Annotated in this window: 15 protein-coding genes; 8 read left to right on the top strand and 7 right to left on the bottom strand. The window is 64.7% G+C overall.

Annotation, left to right across the window (positions count from 1 at the left end):
• On the top strand, positions 1-2,435 hold a 2,435-nt coding region (locus VFF99_RS18370; RefSeq protein WP_325020371.1), incomplete at its 5' end, for a penicillin-binding protein 1A.
• Here VFF99_RS18370 and VFF99_RS18365 read toward each other — a convergent pair.
• Positions 2,432-2,971 carry a GNAT family protein gene (locus tag VFF99_RS18365; RefSeq protein ID WP_325020370.1) on the bottom strand — a complete coding sequence of 180 codons (540 nt, stop codon included), beginning with the start codon at positions 2,969-2,971 and terminating at the stop codon, positions 2,432-2,434. The genes VFF99_RS18370 and VFF99_RS18365 overlap by 4 nt on opposite strands.
• Positions 2,972-3,084: 113 nt before the next feature.
• On the opposite strand from VFF99_RS18365, the gene VFF99_RS18360 reads away from it, so the two are divergent.
• Positions 3,085-3,999, top strand: coding sequence for a LysR family transcriptional regulator (locus tag VFF99_RS18360; RefSeq protein ID WP_325020369.1), 915 nt, complete (start codon positions 3,085-3,087; stop codon positions 3,997-3,999).
• On the opposite strand, the gene VFF99_RS18355 is transcribed toward VFF99_RS18360, so the two are convergent.
• Both VFF99_RS18355 and VFF99_RS18350 read right to left on the bottom strand, forming a co-directional pair.
• Positions 3,993-4,790 carry a hypothetical protein gene (locus VFF99_RS18355; RefSeq protein ID WP_325020368.1) on the bottom strand — a complete coding sequence of 266 codons (798 nt, stop codon included), beginning with the start codon at positions 4,788-4,790 and terminating at the stop codon, positions 3,993-3,995. The genes VFF99_RS18360 and VFF99_RS18355 overlap by 7 nt on opposite strands.
• 49 nt (positions 4,791-4,839) lie before the next feature.
• Entirely contained in the window at positions 4,840-5,421 is a 582-nt protein-coding gene (locus VFF99_RS18350) for a YceI family protein (protein WP_325020367.1), read from the bottom strand.
• 262 nt (positions 5,422-5,683) lie between these two features.
• Between VFF99_RS18350 and VFF99_RS18345 the strand changes: the two genes are divergently transcribed.
• The 3 genes from VFF99_RS18345 to VFF99_RS18335 all read left to right on the top strand — a co-directional run bounded on the left by VFF99_RS18345 (position 5,684) and on the right by VFF99_RS18335 (position 7,925).
• Entirely contained in the window at positions 5,684-6,895 is a 1,212-nt protein-coding gene (locus VFF99_RS18345; RefSeq protein ID WP_325020366.1) for a multidrug effflux MFS transporter, read from the top strand.
• 81 nt (positions 6,896-6,976) lie between these two features.
• Entirely contained in the window at positions 6,977-7,384 is a 408-nt protein-coding gene (locus tag VFF99_RS18340) for a VOC family protein (RefSeq protein WP_325020365.1), read from the top strand.
• Positions 7,385-7,454: 70 nt separating this feature from the next.
• The gene (locus VFF99_RS18335; RefSeq protein WP_325020364.1) at positions 7,455-7,925 is read left to right on the top strand and encodes a Dps family protein; all 471 of its coding nucleotides are present in this window, start codon (positions 7,455-7,457) and stop codon (positions 7,923-7,925) included.
• An 8-nt stretch (positions 7,926-7,933) separates the two neighbouring features.
• Here VFF99_RS18335 and VFF99_RS18330 read toward each other — a convergent pair whose 3' ends face one another.
• Both VFF99_RS18330 and VFF99_RS18325 read right to left on the bottom strand, forming a co-directional pair.
• Positions 7,934-8,140 (bottom strand): DUF2061 domain-containing protein, encoded by a 207-nt coding sequence (locus VFF99_RS18330; protein WP_325020363.1) that lies wholly within the window; start codon positions 8,138-8,140, stop codon positions 7,934-7,936.
• A gap of 105 nt (positions 8,141-8,245) precedes the next feature.
• Positions 8,246-8,917: a hypothetical protein gene (locus tag VFF99_RS18325; protein WP_325020362.1), complete on the bottom strand. Its 672-nt coding sequence runs from the start codon at positions 8,915-8,917 to the stop codon at positions 8,246-8,248.
• A 266-nt stretch (positions 8,918-9,183) separates the two neighbouring features.
• Here VFF99_RS18325 and VFF99_RS18320 point away from each other — a divergent pair, with 266 nt between their 5' ends.
• Positions 9,184-10,404, top strand: a complete 1,221-nt coding sequence (locus tag VFF99_RS18320; RefSeq protein ID WP_325020361.1) for an esterase/lipase family protein — start codon at positions 9,184-9,186, stop codon at positions 10,402-10,404.
• On the opposite strand, the gene ltaE is transcribed toward VFF99_RS18320, so the two are convergent.
• Complete coding sequence (gene ltaE / locus VFF99_RS18315; protein ID WP_325020360.1) at positions 10,359-11,417, bottom strand: low-specificity L-threonine aldolase; 1,059 nt, start codon at positions 11,415-11,417, stop codon at positions 10,359-10,361. The two genes, VFF99_RS18320 and ltaE, sit on opposite strands and share 46 nt — an antisense overlap.
• Before the next feature lie 189 nt (positions 11,418-11,606).
• Between ltaE and VFF99_RS18310 the strand changes: the two genes are divergently transcribed.
• On the top strand, positions 11,607-12,476 hold the full coding sequence (locus VFF99_RS18310; RefSeq protein WP_325020359.1) for a response regulator: 870 nt from the start codon (positions 11,607-11,609) through the stop codon (positions 12,474-12,476).
• The gene (locus VFF99_RS18305; RefSeq protein WP_325020358.1) at positions 12,476-13,111 is read left to right on the top strand and encodes an NAD(P)H-binding protein; all 636 of its coding nucleotides are present in this window, start codon (positions 12,476-12,478) and stop codon (positions 13,109-13,111) included. The genes VFF99_RS18310 and VFF99_RS18305 overlap by 1 nt, the downstream gene beginning before the upstream one ends.
• A 52-nt stretch (positions 13,112-13,163) precedes the next feature.
• On the opposite strand, the gene cysK is transcribed toward VFF99_RS18305, so the two are convergent.
• A partial coding sequence (gene cysK, locus VFF99_RS18300) for a cysteine synthase A (RefSeq protein ID WP_325020357.1) occupies positions 13,164-13,845 on the bottom strand: 682 nt, incomplete at its 5' end.

Here is a 13,845-nt window from a genome sequence, read left to right as displayed (position 1 = left end):
CCCGGAGCCGCTCACTTCCCCGTCTCTTCCTGCTCATCTTCCTGTATGCCTTCGTCCTGCTGACGATCGCACTGGCCGGCGGCCTGTATTACGCCACCGCCTACCTGGCGAAGATCGTGCCGCTCACGCCGAGCGTGGAAGACTTGCTCGAAGCGCGCAGGGCCCAGCCCAGCATCCTGCTGTCGTCCGACGGCACGCACCTGGCGACCTTCAGCCGCGGGCAGCAGGAGCAGGTGACGCTGGAAAAGATTTCGCCCCATGCCATCCGGGCGCTGATCGCGACCGAAGACCATCGCTTCTACGCGCACCGCGGCGTCGACCTGACGCGCACCGTGTCCGCCGTCTGGCAGACCTTGCACGGCGACGCGCAGGGCGGATCGACGATCACCCAGCAGCTGGTGCGCAACATGTTTCCGGATGAAATCGGGCGCGCGCGCACCATCGATCGCAAGATCCGCGAGATTGTCACCGCGATCAAGATCGAGAAGGCCTACACCAAGGACCAGATCCTTGAAACCTACCTCAACACCGTGCCCTTCCTGTACAACGTGGTCGGCATCGAAATGGCGGCGCGCACCTATTACGACAAATCGGCGGCCGATCTCGACGTGCTGGAAAGCGCGACCCTGGTCGGCATGCTCAAGGGCACCAGCTATTACAACCCTGTGCTCAATCCCGACCGGGCGCGCAAGCGGCGCAATGTCGTACTGGCGCAGATGGCCAAGCGCGGCCTGTTGGAGGACGAGGTGTATCTCGCGCTGCGCGAACAGCCGCTGCAAGTCACCCTGAAACGCCAGGCCGATCCGCTCGGCCACATCGCGCCGCACTTTGCCGCGCACGTGCGCCGGCAACTAATCGAATGGGCCGATGCGAACGACTACAACCTGTACACCGACGGCCTGGTGGTGCACAGCACGCTCGACGACACGCTGCAGGAAAAAGCGGCAGAGGCCGTCGAGCGCCAGTCGCAGGTGCTGCAGGACATCGCCGATGTCGAATGGGGCCGCGCCACCGACCGCGTGGCCTCGCACACGCCTACCGCCTACGCGGCGATGCGAAAGAAAGTCGAGCCTTTCCGCCACTTCTGGAACGAGCGCGCGGACCTGGTCGATGCCTTCGTGCGCGAGTCGCCGGAGTTCAAGCGCGCCGTCGCCGGGGGCGATTCCGCGCGCTCTGCCCTGGCAAAGCTGAAAGCGGACGACGATTTCATGGCGCGCCTGCGTGAATACAAGACACGCCTGGAAGCGGGCTTCGTGGCGATGGACCCGGCCACCGGCGAGGTCAAGGCCTGGGTCGGCAGCCGCAGCTTCCAGCGCGACCAGTTCGACCATGTGGCGCAGGCCGAACGCCAGCCGGGATCGACCTTCAAGCCCATCGTGTACGGCGCCGCGCTGGAACTGGGATTCGCGCCCGACCGCATCTATCCGGACGGCGAGGTCGAGATCCGCGCACCCGATGGCAGCGTGTGGAAGCCGACCGACATGTCCGGCTTCAGCGGACGCATGATGAGCATGCGCGAGGGGCTGATCTTTTCGAAGAACACGATCACCGCGCAGGTGATGCAGGATGTCGGCATGGAGCATGTGATCGGGCTGGCGCGCGCCATCGGCGTCACCAACAGCCGGCTCGATCCGGTGCCTTCGCTGTCGCTGGGAACCAGCCCCGTTACCCTGCTCGAGATGGTGTCCGCCTATGCGACGATCGCCAAGGTCGGCGAATACCGCAAGCCGGTGCTCGTGCGCAAGATCACAGACCGCGACGGCAAGGTGCTGGCCGAGTTCGCCGCCGAGCCGCAGTACGCGATGTCGAAAGAGACGGCGATCGAACTGATCGACATGATGCGCGGCGTCGTTCGCCGCGGCACCGGGACCGAAGTGCGCAACCGCTTCAACATCGCCGCCGATATCGCCGGCAAGACCGGCACCACCCAGAACAACACGGACGGCTGGTTCATCCTCATGCACCCGCGGCTGGTGGCCGGCGCCTGGGTGGGCTTCAACGATTCCCGGGTGACGATGCGCAGCGATCACTGGGGACAGGGCGGACACAACGCCATCCTGCTGGTGGGCGATTTTTTCCGCAGCACGCTGAAGTCGAAGCTGATCGATACCAAGGCGAAGTTCCCGCAGCCGAAGCGGCCGCCGCCGCTCATCGTGAAGTCGCCGGATGATGCGGAGCTCGAGGTGCCCTCTGGCTACGGCGTCATCACCCGCAGCGGCGGCGAAACCGCCGTGGTCGTCGGGCCCGAGGGATCGCAGACGGTGGAACGTGCGCAGCAAGGCTCGCGGTCCGATGAACTCGACCGCTTTCTTAGCGGGCTGGGCCGCGATCCGGCCACCGGCATGCGGACCGAGAGCAGCGGCAGTGGTGATACGGGCACGCGCGGCGGCGGCTTGTCCGGCGGCGATGCCTTTCCGGAGATGAACGGCCGTTAGATATCGCCGGGCACCAGCGAATACACCGCTGCCGCTACCGGCGTGCCGTTGACCAGCAGCCGGTTCCTGGCGATGCACTCGAAAGTGGCGCCGAGTTTTTCCGCAACCGCGCGGCTGGGCAGGTTGTCTTCCGCGGCAACGATTTCCAGCCGGGTCAGTTTCAGCGTCTCGAATCCGAATTGCGCGATTACACGTGCGGCACGCGTGGCAATGCCCTGCCGCTGCTGGCTCTCGCGCACCCAGTAGCCGATGTTCCCGGTGTTGTGCACATGATCGATCTGGTTGATCGCCACGCCGCCGTACAGTACCGCGCAGTCCTCGGAAAAGATGCCCACATCATAGGAAAAGCCCATGTTCAGGCGCACCGCGCACTGGCCGATCCAGGCACGCGCTTCCTTGGGGCCGTATCCTGCGTGACACCACGGCAGCCACGGCCCGACCGTCTCCACCGATTCCCGCACCGCGGAGGCGAACGCCTCCGTATCCGTGATACGGAAAGGACGGATGCAAAGAGCGTCGGCAATGATCGGTCGCATGGCAGTGCTCGCGTTTGGTCGCCCGAGCATAGCATTCCCGCCTGCGGCAATCCAGATTGCCGGCACAGTTCACGCGTGGCAAGATGCTCGCACTCATCAGATGGCAGGATGCAATGGATACGCTCACCAGCATGAAAGTGTTTGCCGCCGTGGTCGAGAACGGCAGCTTTGCGGCCGCCTCCGATCGCCTCGACATGTCGCGCGCGATGACGTCGAAGTATGTCGCGCACCTCGAGGAACACCTCGGCACGCGCCTGCTCCAGCGCACCACGCGCAAGCTGACCTTGACCGAAGCCGGCACCACCTACTACGAGCGCTGCGTGCAGATCCTGGCCGACATCGGCGAAGCAGAGGAAGGCGCGCTGCATCTGAACGAAACGCCGCGCGGCACGCTGCGCCTGACGGTGCCGGTATCCTTCGGCATCCACCACATGGGCGCGGTGATCTCCGACTACATGAAACAGTATCCGGACGTGAAGGTCGACATCCTCGTTACCGACCGCCGGGTGGACCTGCTGGAAGAAGGGCTGGACATGGCCATCCGCATCGGCGCTTTGTCGGAATCCGGGCTGGTGGCAAGGAAGATTGCCTCGGACCGCCTGGTGATCGCGGGGTCGCCGGAATACCTGCAGCGCCACGGCGCGCCGCGCACGCCGGAAGATCTGGCGCGGCACAACTGCCTGACCTACACCTACGCGGCCACAGGAGACGAGTGGAGGCTGCTGGGCCCGGGCGGCTTGCATACCGTGCGTGTATCCGGCAGCCTGCGCGCGACCAACGGGGACGTGGTGAAACTGGCCGCGCTGGGCGGCGTGGGATTGATGCGCCAGCCCCTGTTCCTGTGCGGCGAAGAACTGCGCAGCGGCCGCCTGCAGGAAGTCCTGTCCGACTACCGGTCGGACGAGCTGGGCATCTACGCCGTTTATCCCAGCCGCAAACACCTGCCGGCGAAGGTGCGCACCTTCGTCGACTTCATTGCCGCGGCATTCGATCTCAAGAGCGAGTGGGGAACGCGCGTCACTCAGTAGCCGCCTGATTCCTGCATCGTCTTCACCGCGAGGCCGACAGTGGCGAGCACCGGCACGGCCGTCAAGACGGCGGCGGTGATCCATGAACCCGCGCCGCGCAGGCGATCGATAGAGGCGACCAGCGGGTCGGCGGCCAGTGCGCCTCCCAGCAGCGCGAGGTACAGCGGAGAGAAGCCGGCATACAGGTAGGCATTTGCCAGCAGCACGCCGAGCAGCAATACGCCGGTGCCGGTCGCCGCCGCCGGGAAGGCGACACGAACGCGCGGCAGGTTGAACAGTGCGCAGGCGGCCAGCGCCGAGGCCAGCGCAAGGCTTGACTGGCCGAGTGCGGCGCTCGAATCGAGCATCAGCGCCAGCCCCGCGCCGCCGGCGACGATGGCAAGCAGGGGAGCCGGCGTCGGCCGGTCCTCACCGGTCGTGGCCAGCAGCGTCCACGCCGCGGTGATCAACACCGCACCGGTGGCGGCGAGCATGAGGGCCTTGGCCATGCCAAGGCTGGCCAGCGCCGGCCACACGACCAGCGCAAGCGCCACGAGGGAAACCGCGAAGCGGGAGAGCAGGCGGGCGGGCGCCACGGCCGCGCCGAATACCGCCATATAGGGAAGCCAGTCCATCGCTGTCTTGGGCACGGGTGCCCACTGCGCATGGAAGGCGGAGAAATACGCCGCCACGAAACCGGCGGCGATCGCGAGTGCGGGGCGGCGCAGCGCAAACAGCAGCACGAGCGCGACGCCGAAAGGCACGAGGGCGCTCTGCAAGATCAGGGGGATGGCGAAGGACGCGTCGGGCATGGCGGGCTCCTGTAACGAAACAGCGGGCCCGCAGGCCCGCCGGTCGCACTTACTGCTTGATGGCTTCGATGTTGATGCGCAGTTCCACTTCGTCGGTGGCCGCCTTGTTCAGGCCGTAGCTCATGCCGAAGTCGCTGCGCTTGATGGTCGAGGTGGCGACATAGCCGGCACGGGTTTCGCCCTTCATGCCCGGGCCGGAGCCGATGTATTTCAGCTTGAAGGTGACCGGCTTGGTCACGCCGTGCAGGTTCAGGTTGCCGGTGACGCTGCCTTCGCCGGCGTTGTTCAGCGTCACGCCGGTGGAAGTGAAGCTCATGGTCGGGAACTGCACGGCGTTGAAGAAGTCCGGACTCTTGAGATGCTTGTCCAGGCCGTCGTGCCTGGTGTCAACGCTGTCGGTCTTGACGTCGACCTTGATCTTGCTGGCTTCCGGTGCGCCGACGACGAGATCGCCCGAGATGTCATTGAAGCGGCCCATGAAACGGGAGATGCCGTTCATGTGCCCCACTTCGAAATAGGCGACCGAGTGCGCGGCATCGATCTTGTAATTGCCCGCCGGCGCATTGGCGAAGGCGGCCGAGGACAGGATGAGGCCGGCGGCGGCCAGCGTGCGGATCAGGGTCTTGGTCATGGTCTGGTTTCCTTTCAAATGGGGGTTGCCTCGTCGATGCATCGGCGAAAGCGGCGCCGAACAATTCGCGTTGGGATGTGTTGGATTCTATTGCCCGCCATCCGGGAGATAAACAGCCCGACAAGAACGAGACTGTTTCACGATTGTTGACAATCCGTGCAGTGGACTGTCTACATGCGAGAAACAATGTTGTTCTCCCCGGGCGGTTTATCTCCCCCGCCCGCACGCGCTACAGTACGGTTCACTCTGAAAATCCCTCTTCATGAAGCAGCAACTGCGTACCCTTACCCTCATGCTGGCCGGCCTGGCCATGCTCGGACCTTTCTCCATCGATACCTATCTCCCGTCTTTCGGCGCGATCTCCCAGGATTTAGGCGTGCCCCCTGTCTATGTGCAACAGACACTGAGCGCCTACCTGCTCTGTTTCGCCGGGATGATGCTGTTCCACGGCACCTTGTCCGATTCCTTCGGGCGGCGGCCGGTGATCATCACCTCGCTTGCCGTGTTTACCGTGGCATCCATCGGCGCCACGCTGGCGACCAACCTGGGCGCGCTCATCCTGTTCCGCGCCTTGCAGGGGCTGTCGGCCGGCGCTGGGACGGTGGTCGGGCGCGCGATGATCCGCGACCGGCTGGGCGGGGCCGAAGCGCAGAAGATGCTGTCGGATGTGACCGTCGTATTCGCGGCGGCGCCCGCGATTGCGCCCATCCTCGGCGGCTGGCTGCAATTGTGGTTCGGCTGGCGCTCGGTGTTTGCTTTCCTGACCCTCATCGGCCTGCTGCTCGGGCTCGTCTGCTGGCGCGCGCTGCCGGAAAGCCTGCCGGCCAGCCAGCGCCAGGCCTTCCACCCGCGCCAGATCCTCGGCAACTACTGGACGGCGTTGCGGCACCCGCAATTCCTGCTGCTGGCGTTTGCGATGGCCTTGTCGTCCATCGGCTTCTTCGTCTATATCGCGGCGGCGCCCCATTTCGTGCCCGACGTGCTCGGCCTGCCCGCCACCGCCTTCGGCTGGCTGTTCATTCCCCTCGTCGGCGGCATGATCAGCGGCGCGACGGTCGCGGGCCGTCTCGCGCATCGCAGCAAGCCGGTGCAACTGATCCGCGCCGGCTACCTGCTGATGGCGACGGCGGCCCTGCTCAACCTCGGCTACAACCTGTTGTTTCCTGCCGCGGTGCCGTGGGCGGTGATGCCCCTGTTCCTTTACACCTTCGGCGTGTCCCTATCGTCGCCGAGCATGATGGTGCTGACGCTCAACGTGTTTCCCGCCATGCGCGGCCTCGCCGCCTCGCTGCAGGCCTTCGTGCAAATGCTGCTGTTCTCGCTTGTCGCGGCGGTGGTCGCGCCGGTGGCAGGCAACAGCGGACTGGGACTGGCGGCTTTCCTCGCCGCCTGCATCGGCTCCAGCCTGGTTTGTCTTGCGGGACTGTCGCACCTGCACCGCCGCGCAACGGCACGCGCCAGCACCGGCATTTGAACCGTGCCAAGGCTCCTGACAGACCGCTGTCAGGAGACCGCCGCTACCATGATGTTCCGCTCACCAGACAAGGAGACAGACATGGCAGATGAAATCCCCGGCATCGTTTCGCACGTATCCATCGGCACGAACGACTTTGCACGGGCCGCCGCCTTTTACGACAAGGTCATGGCGGCGCTCGGCTGCCGCCGGCTGGAGGAATTTCCCGGGGCCGTGGCGTACGGCAAGCTTTATCCGGAATTCTGGGTGCAGACCCCGATCGACGGCTATCCCGCTTCCGTCGGCAACGGCACGCATGTCGGTTTCGTTGCGCAATCGAAAGAGGCGGTGCACGCCTTCTACGAGGCGGCGCTGGAAGCCGGCGCCACCGATAGCGGCGCTCCCGGCCCGCGCCCGCATTACGGCGCGCCGTATTACGGCTGCTTCGTCCGCGATCCCGACGGGCACAAGATCGAGGCCGCGTTCTGGGACATGTCGCAGGGTGCTTGATCTGCATCATTCCGGGCAGGCGGGCCGGCGCACTCTAACAGGCTCGACCAACCATCCAGGAGTTTCAACCATGGAAATCGATATCGGCATTCCCGAACAGGATCGCCGCGCCATCGTCGATGGCTTGTCCCGCCTGCTTGCCGACACTTACACCCTGTACCTGAAAACCCATAATTTCCACTGGAACGTGAAAGGCCCGATGTTCCAGACGCTGCACCTGATGTTCGAGACGCAATACACCGAACTGGCGACGGCGGTGGACGACATTGCGGAACGCATCCGCGCGCTCGGCAGCCCGGCCCCGGGCACTTATTCGATGTTTGCGTCGCTCACGGGGATCAAGGAGCCGGACGGCGTGCCGGATGCGCAGGACATGATCCGCCAGCTCGTGGAGGACCAGCAAACGGTGGTGAAGACGGCGCGCGCGATGTTCAAGGCGGTCGACCAGGCCGGCGACGAGCCGACCGCCGACCTGCTCACGCAGCGCATGCAGGTGCATGAAAAGACCGCGTGGATGCTGCGGTCGCTGCTGGAAAAGTAAGCGCCTGCTCAGGCGCCGGCGGGGACGGGCTGGAGACGTGCGCTGATCCGCGCCCAAAGGCGCTCGTGCATTGGCATGACGATCACGTTGCACACCGGTTCCAGCACCGCCGCCAGCCCGCCGAAGGCCACGGAACCGGTCACCACATACATCGTGGCGAAAGCGACGCCCATGTGGACGAGGATCTGGCTGGTGGTTTTGGCGGCGGTGACCATGGCGGGCTCCTTCTTTTCTATCGTTGATGCGTCAAATGGTAATGATTCGCATTTGATAGAGCAAATTGAATAAAACAAGGAAATAAATAGGTATTGCCTATTACCTTAGAACTTGTAGCTGAGGCCGACCCGCAGCACCGGATAGACCTTGAACTTGCGCACTTCCCGCGCCAGTTCCTCGTTTTCGCGCGCCACGTCATTGGCGAACTGGTTGCAGACGGCCGCGCCGGCGCTGCAGCCGCTGGCGGAGAGCGAGGTCTTGGGCGAGCCTTGGAACATCACGCCGAGATCGGTCGAAAATGACCAGCCCTTTTCATCCTTCTTGCTGCGGCCCCAGCCGATGCCGAGGTAAGGCGCGAACTTGTTGAAATCCACCTTGCCGGTCACGCTGCCCACGCTCGCGGCGTCGTAGGCATTGCCCTGGATGGAATAGCTGCCGGCCGCGTCCGGCTTGGCACGCACGGTGATCCGGTTGCCGTTGTAGGACACGCCGCCGGTGATGCGGAATGCGCTGCCCTTTTCCGGATACCAGTCGAGCAGGGCGTCGTAGGTATTGCCCTTGAGTTCGAGGTCGTACTGCAGGTCTTGGGTGTTCCCCTTGTAGTTGTAGCCGAGATAGCCCAGGCCGAGGCGGGCATTGATGTGGGGCGTGATCGGGAAAGTGGCGTGCGCGCCGATACCGGTCGTACCGACACTGCCGGTGATGCCGATGTCGGATTGTGCGAAAGCGGATGCGGTCAGTCCGGCGAGGGCGATGGCTGCGAGCGTTTTCTTCACTATTTGAGTTTCCTGTCCATGTGCGTGGGCGGGCAAGCTATTTCGACAACGCAAAATTGCTTACGGTCAGCGCGTTCTGACTATGGTGCTCTTGCCCGGTTCCATTCTTTTTCCTCCGCGACCCAAATAACGGGTGAATGCGCGGAAAGGTTCCCGGTCAGCAAGGGAAGTGTTTAATCCCGGTCAACAAAGCGCGGGATTTTCAAGACGAGGCAGCAGCCGGGGCTGTTATTGTGCAGGCGATAGCATCGCGTCCATATTTCCAAATGAAAACCAGCCACATCCATGCATCCGATATCCGTGCCGTTGCCCGCCTTGCAACCGACGCGACGCTAGGCCTGACCGACCTCGTCGAGCGCGTGCACGCCGGTATCGCGCGTACGCCCCGCGTCTCGTCCGATGCACACCATGCGCGCGGCATATCGGGCCACGTTTATCGCACCGTGCGCGGCGTCACTCGCACCGTGGGGATGGCTGCCGACGCAGTGCTCGCGCAGTGCGTGCCCTTGTTCGGTGAGCGTCATTCGTCCCCCGCGAGGGAGGCGATGATCGCGGCTGTCAATGGCGTGCTCGGCGATTACCTGAAAGCCACGGGCAATGCGCTCGCCATTCCGATGCAATTGCGCGCGCAAGGCAAGCCGGTCACTCCGGCAACCCTGCCCGATGCCGGGTGCAAGCTACTGGTACTGGTGCACGGACTGTGCATGAATGACTTGCAATGGCGGCGCGATGGCCACAATCATGGCGCAGCTCTTGCGCGCGACCTTGGCTACACGCCGCTCTACCTGCACTACAACAGCGGGCTGCACATCTCCGATAACGGCCGCCTGCTTGCCGACAGCCTTGAGGTGCTGGCCCGGCAATGGCCGGTCCCGATCGACGAACTGGTGATCATCGGCCACAGCATGGGCGGGCTGGTCGCACGCAGTGCCTGCCACTATGGTGCCCAGGCCGGGCATGCGTGGCCGGCGCGATTGCGCAAACTGGTCTTCCTCGGGACGCCGCACCACGGCGCGCCGCTGGAGAAGATGGGCAACTGGCTGGAGACCGTGCTGAGCAAGACGCCGTATGCGGCGCCCTTCGCGCGGCTGGGCATGCTCAGGAGTGCAGGCATCACCGACCTGCGGCACGGCAATGTGAGGGAGGAGGATTGGCAAGGCCGCGACCGCTTCGTGCACGGCGGCGACGGGCGTACGCCGCTGGCGCTGCCGCAAGGCGTCGCCTGTTATGCGATCGCCGGCAAGCTGCGCGGGCGGCTGGCGGGCGACGGTCTGGTGCAGGTGCAGAGCGCGCTCGGCCGCCACAGGGACAGCCGGCGCGATCTTGCTTTCACGGAAGCGAACCAGTGGATCGCCGAAGGCGTCGGCCACCTCGACCTGCTGGCCGACGCCGGGGTCTGCGAGCGCATCCGGCGCTGGCTGGCCGATGGGCCGGCGTCCCGTCAGAACGCGCTTACCACCTCGAGTGCGCGCGCCACGTCCCGCTGACTGATATCGAGATGCGTCACCCAGCGTACGCGGCGTGCGGTGCCGTACATGCCGCTGGTTACCTTCACGCCATGCGCTGCGAGGTGCTGCAGGAAGTCATCGGCGACGGTGGCGTCAATATCGATGAACAGGATATTGGTCTGCACCGGATGCACCACCAGCTTGCCTTCCAGCCGGGGATGCGCTGACGCTGCCTTCACCAGGCCTTCGGCGAGCAGGCGCGCATTCGCATGGTCGTCCGCCAGCCGATGCACGTGATGTTCCAGCGCGTGCAATCCCGCCGCCGCGATCACCCCGGCCTGGCGCATGCCGCCGCCCAGCATCTTGCGCATGCGCCGGGCCTGCAGGATGAATTCCCTTGAGCCGAGCAGCACGGAACCGACCGGCGCACCCAGCCCCTTCGACAGGCAGAGCGATACCGAATCGTAGCCGCTGCAGATTGCGCGCGCCGTTGCAACGGGATCACCGCCGTCCTGCGCCGCAAGCGCGACCGCCGCATTGAACAGGCGCGCGCCGTCAATGTGCGCGCGCAAGCCGCGCCGGCGCGCGAGCCCGCTCACCTCCTGCATGTAGGACAAGGGCAGCACCTTGCCACCCGTCGTGTTTTCCATCACTACGAGGCGCGTCTTCGCAAAGTGCGGATCGTCGGGCTTGATCGCCGCCTCGATCGCCGCCAGCGCAATGGTACCGTCGGGCTGATGCTCCAGCGGTTGCGGCTGGATGGAACCGAGTACCGCCATCCCGCCCGCCTCCCAGCGATACGTATGCCACTGCTGGCCGACGATTGCCTCGTCGCCGCGCTGGCAATGCGTCATGAGTGCGATCAGGTTGGTCTGGGTGCCGCTGGGCGCGAACAGCCCGGCCTCGAAGCCGAGCATGGCCGCGGCTGTCTCCTGCAACCGGTTGACGGTCGGGTCATCGCCGAAGACATCGTCGCCCAGCATGGCTGACATCATGGCTTGCTTCATTGCCTCGGTCGGCTGGGTCACGGTATCGCTTCGAAAATCGCTCATTATTAGTCTCCGGAAAATCTAGACTGACATTATCGGCGTTTTGCCGTCAGCATGTATTGGCCTACCACGGATGTGGAATTTCACATTGCGTTGCAACAAAATTTGCAAAAAGTTTCATGAATTCTGTTATCATTTCGCTAATAGCGCCACAGTTCGGCGCCCAACCCTTTTTTTCGACAGGCGCCCGTGATGGTAGACATGGCATTCATGCCCGCGCTTCCAGGTGAAGGCACTCTTACCTTCGTGATCGAACTTCTCGGTTTCCCCGACCCGGAAAGACGTCTCCTGGCGTCCACCTTCCGCCTCACGGACCGCCGCAGGTTCAGCTACGTGTACAACGAAACGCTGCTCGACCGGCCGGACATCTACCTCGTCAATAGCGACAGCCCGCGCGCCATGGAGACCATCACCGCGCGGCCGCCCAATGCGCTCTCTCCCGCCGTCTACGTCGGCCGCCACGTCATCGAATCCCAATGGCCGTTCATCGAAAAACCGATCCAATGGTCGCGCCTGTTTCAGACGCTCGACGCCCAGATGACCGCTGCGCTTGCCGCCCGCGCCGCGCGGCCTGCCCCGGAGGGTTGGGACGGGATCGCACGCCGCCGCTTCGTGGACCGCTATCTCGTCCCGGCACCGATTACCCGTCACGGAAAAACGGAATCGGTACTGGTGGTGGACGACAGCGCCACCGTGCGCGCCTTCATGCGCACCAAGCTTGCCCCCTTCGAGTTCGACGTCGATTACGCAGTCAACGGCGAAACTGCAATCGAAATGGCGCAAGCCAAGCACTACACCTGCATCTTCCTCGACATCCTGATGCCCGGCATGGACGGCTACCAGGTCTGCAAGCGCCTCAAGTCCAGCCCCGCAACCAAGGCTGCGTCCGTGGTGATGCTGTCCAGCAAAACCTCTCCCTTCGACAAATTCCGCGGCACCTGGGCGGGCTGCGACGCGTATCTGGGCAAGCCGGTCAACGATAACGATCTGCTCGACGCCATCATCCGCTTCCTGCCGAGCGGACGGTCGCTGGCGGAATCGGTCCTGGCCAATTCCCGCTGATGGATATCCTGCTTGCGGGTGCCACCGGCCTGGTCGGCAGCCGCTGCCTGCCGCGCCTGCTCGATGCGCCCGACGTCGAAAGGGTGGTGGCTCCCGCACGGCGGCAAATCGCCGTGCAGCATCCGAAGCTCGAACGACACATCATCGATTTCACCCGCCTGGGCGCGGCACGCTGCCTGTTCAACGTGGACAAGATCATCTGCACGCTGGGCACCACCATCCGCCAGGCCGGCAGCCAGGAACGTTTTCGGGAAGTCGACCTCGCCTACCCCCTCGAAATGGCACGCCTGGGCCGGGAACAGGGCGTACGGCACTTCCTGCTGGTCAGCGCGCTCGGCGCCGATGCCGAGTCCAACGTGTTCTACAACCGGGTAAAGGGCGAGGTGGAATTGGGACTGCGCGCATTGGGGTATCCGCAGCTGACCATCCTGCGGCCTTCGCTCCTGCTGGGGAAGCGCGGCGAGTTCCGCCTGGGCGAGGAGTTCGGAAAACGCCTCGCCTTCCTGGTGCCCGGCAAGTACAGGCCGGTACAGGCTGACGACGTGGCAAAAGTGCTCGTGGAGGCCGCCCGGCAGGATGTGCCGGGCGTGGAGGTGATCGAATCCGCCGACATCCGCCGGCGCGCAGCACGCTGATCGACGCTCGATCGCTCAGGCCCCGCAATCAACGCTGTCAGGCCACCGCGCTTCAGTCGGCAAGGTTGGCAAACAGCGGCGTGCTCAGGTAACGCTCGCCGAAGGACGGGATGATGGTGACGATCAGCTTGCCCTTGTTCTCCGGCCGGCTCGCCACCTGCGCCGCCGCCCACAGCGCGGCGCCGGACGAAATCCCGACCAGCAGGCCCTCCTCGCGCGCCGCGCGCCGGGCGAAGTCGAACGCATCCTCATTCTTCACGCGCACCACTTCATCGTAGATTTCCGTATTCAGGACCTGCGGCACGAAGCCGGCGCCAATGCCCTGGATCGGATGCGGGCCCTTCTGGCCGCCGGACAGTACCGGCGACGCGTCCGGCTCCACGGCAATGCACTGGAAGGACGGCTTGCGCGCCTTGATCACCTCGCCTACGCCGGTGATCGTGCCGCCGGTGCCGATGCCCGCCACCAGGATGTCGACCTTGCCATCGGTGTCGCGCCAGATTTCCTCGGCCGTCGTCTTGCGGTGGACTTCCGGGTTTGCCGCGTTCTTGAACTGCTGCGGCATGAAGTAGCGCGGATCGGACGCGACCAGTTCTTCCGCCTTCTTGATCGCACCGCCCATGCCTTCGGGGCCGGGCGTCAGGATCAGTTCGGCGCCGTAGGCGCGCAGCAGCATGCGGCGTTCCTTGCTCATGGTTTCCGGCATGGTGAGCACGCACTTGTAGCCGCGCGCC

It is taken from the genome of Noviherbaspirillum sp. (assembly GCF_035654295.1).
Classification (GTDB): Bacteria; Pseudomonadota; Gammaproteobacteria; order Burkholderiales; family Burkholderiaceae_D; genus Noviherbaspirillum.
The sequence above is the reverse complement of the archived record's forward strand: the minus strand, read 5'-3'. Positions and strand labels throughout refer to the sequence as shown.

What these genes read in the sequence shown, in the direction of transcription:
- VFF99_RS18365 (WP_325020370.1), bottom strand. Translation starts at nt 2,971, where the DNA reads ATGCGACCGATCATTGCCGACGCTCTTTGCATCCGTCCTTTCCGTATC.
- VFF99_RS18360 (WP_325020369.1), top strand. Translation starts at nt 3,085, where the DNA reads ATGGATACGCTCACCAGCATGAAAGTGTTTGCCGCCGTGGTCGAGAAC.
- VFF99_RS18355 (WP_325020368.1), bottom strand. Translation starts at nt 4,790, where the DNA reads ATGCCCGACGCGTCCTTCGCCATCCCCCTGATCTTGCAGAGCGCCCTC.
- VFF99_RS18350 (WP_325020367.1), bottom strand. Translation starts at nt 5,421, where the DNA reads ATGACCAAGACCCTGATCCGCACGCTGGCCGCCGCCGGCCTCATCCTG.
- VFF99_RS18345 (WP_325020366.1), top strand. Translation starts at nt 5,684, where the DNA reads ATGAAGCAGCAACTGCGTACCCTTACCCTCATGCTGGCCGGCCTGGCC.
- VFF99_RS18340 (WP_325020365.1), top strand. Translation starts at nt 6,977, where the DNA reads ATGGCAGATGAAATCCCCGGCATCGTTTCGCACGTATCCATCGGCACG.
- VFF99_RS18335 (WP_325020364.1), top strand. Translation starts at nt 7,455, where the DNA reads ATGGAAATCGATATCGGCATTCCCGAACAGGATCGCCGCGCCATCGTC.
- VFF99_RS18330 (WP_325020363.1), bottom strand. Translation starts at nt 8,140, where the DNA reads ATGGTCACCGCCGCCAAAACCACCAGCCAGATCCTCGTCCACATGGGC.
- VFF99_RS18320 (WP_325020361.1), top strand. Translation starts at nt 9,184, where the DNA reads ATGAAAACCAGCCACATCCATGCATCCGATATCCGTGCCGTTGCCCGC.
- ltaE (WP_325020360.1), bottom strand. Translation starts at nt 11,417, where the DNA reads ATGAGCGATTTTCGAAGCGATACCGTGACCCAGCCGACCGAGGCAATG.
- VFF99_RS18310 (WP_325020359.1), top strand. Translation starts at nt 11,607, where the DNA reads ATGGTAGACATGGCATTCATGCCCGCGCTTCCAGGTGAAGGCACTCTT.
- VFF99_RS18305 (WP_325020358.1), top strand. Translation starts at nt 12,476, where the DNA reads ATGGATATCCTGCTTGCGGGTGCCACCGGCCTGGTCGGCAGCCGCTGC.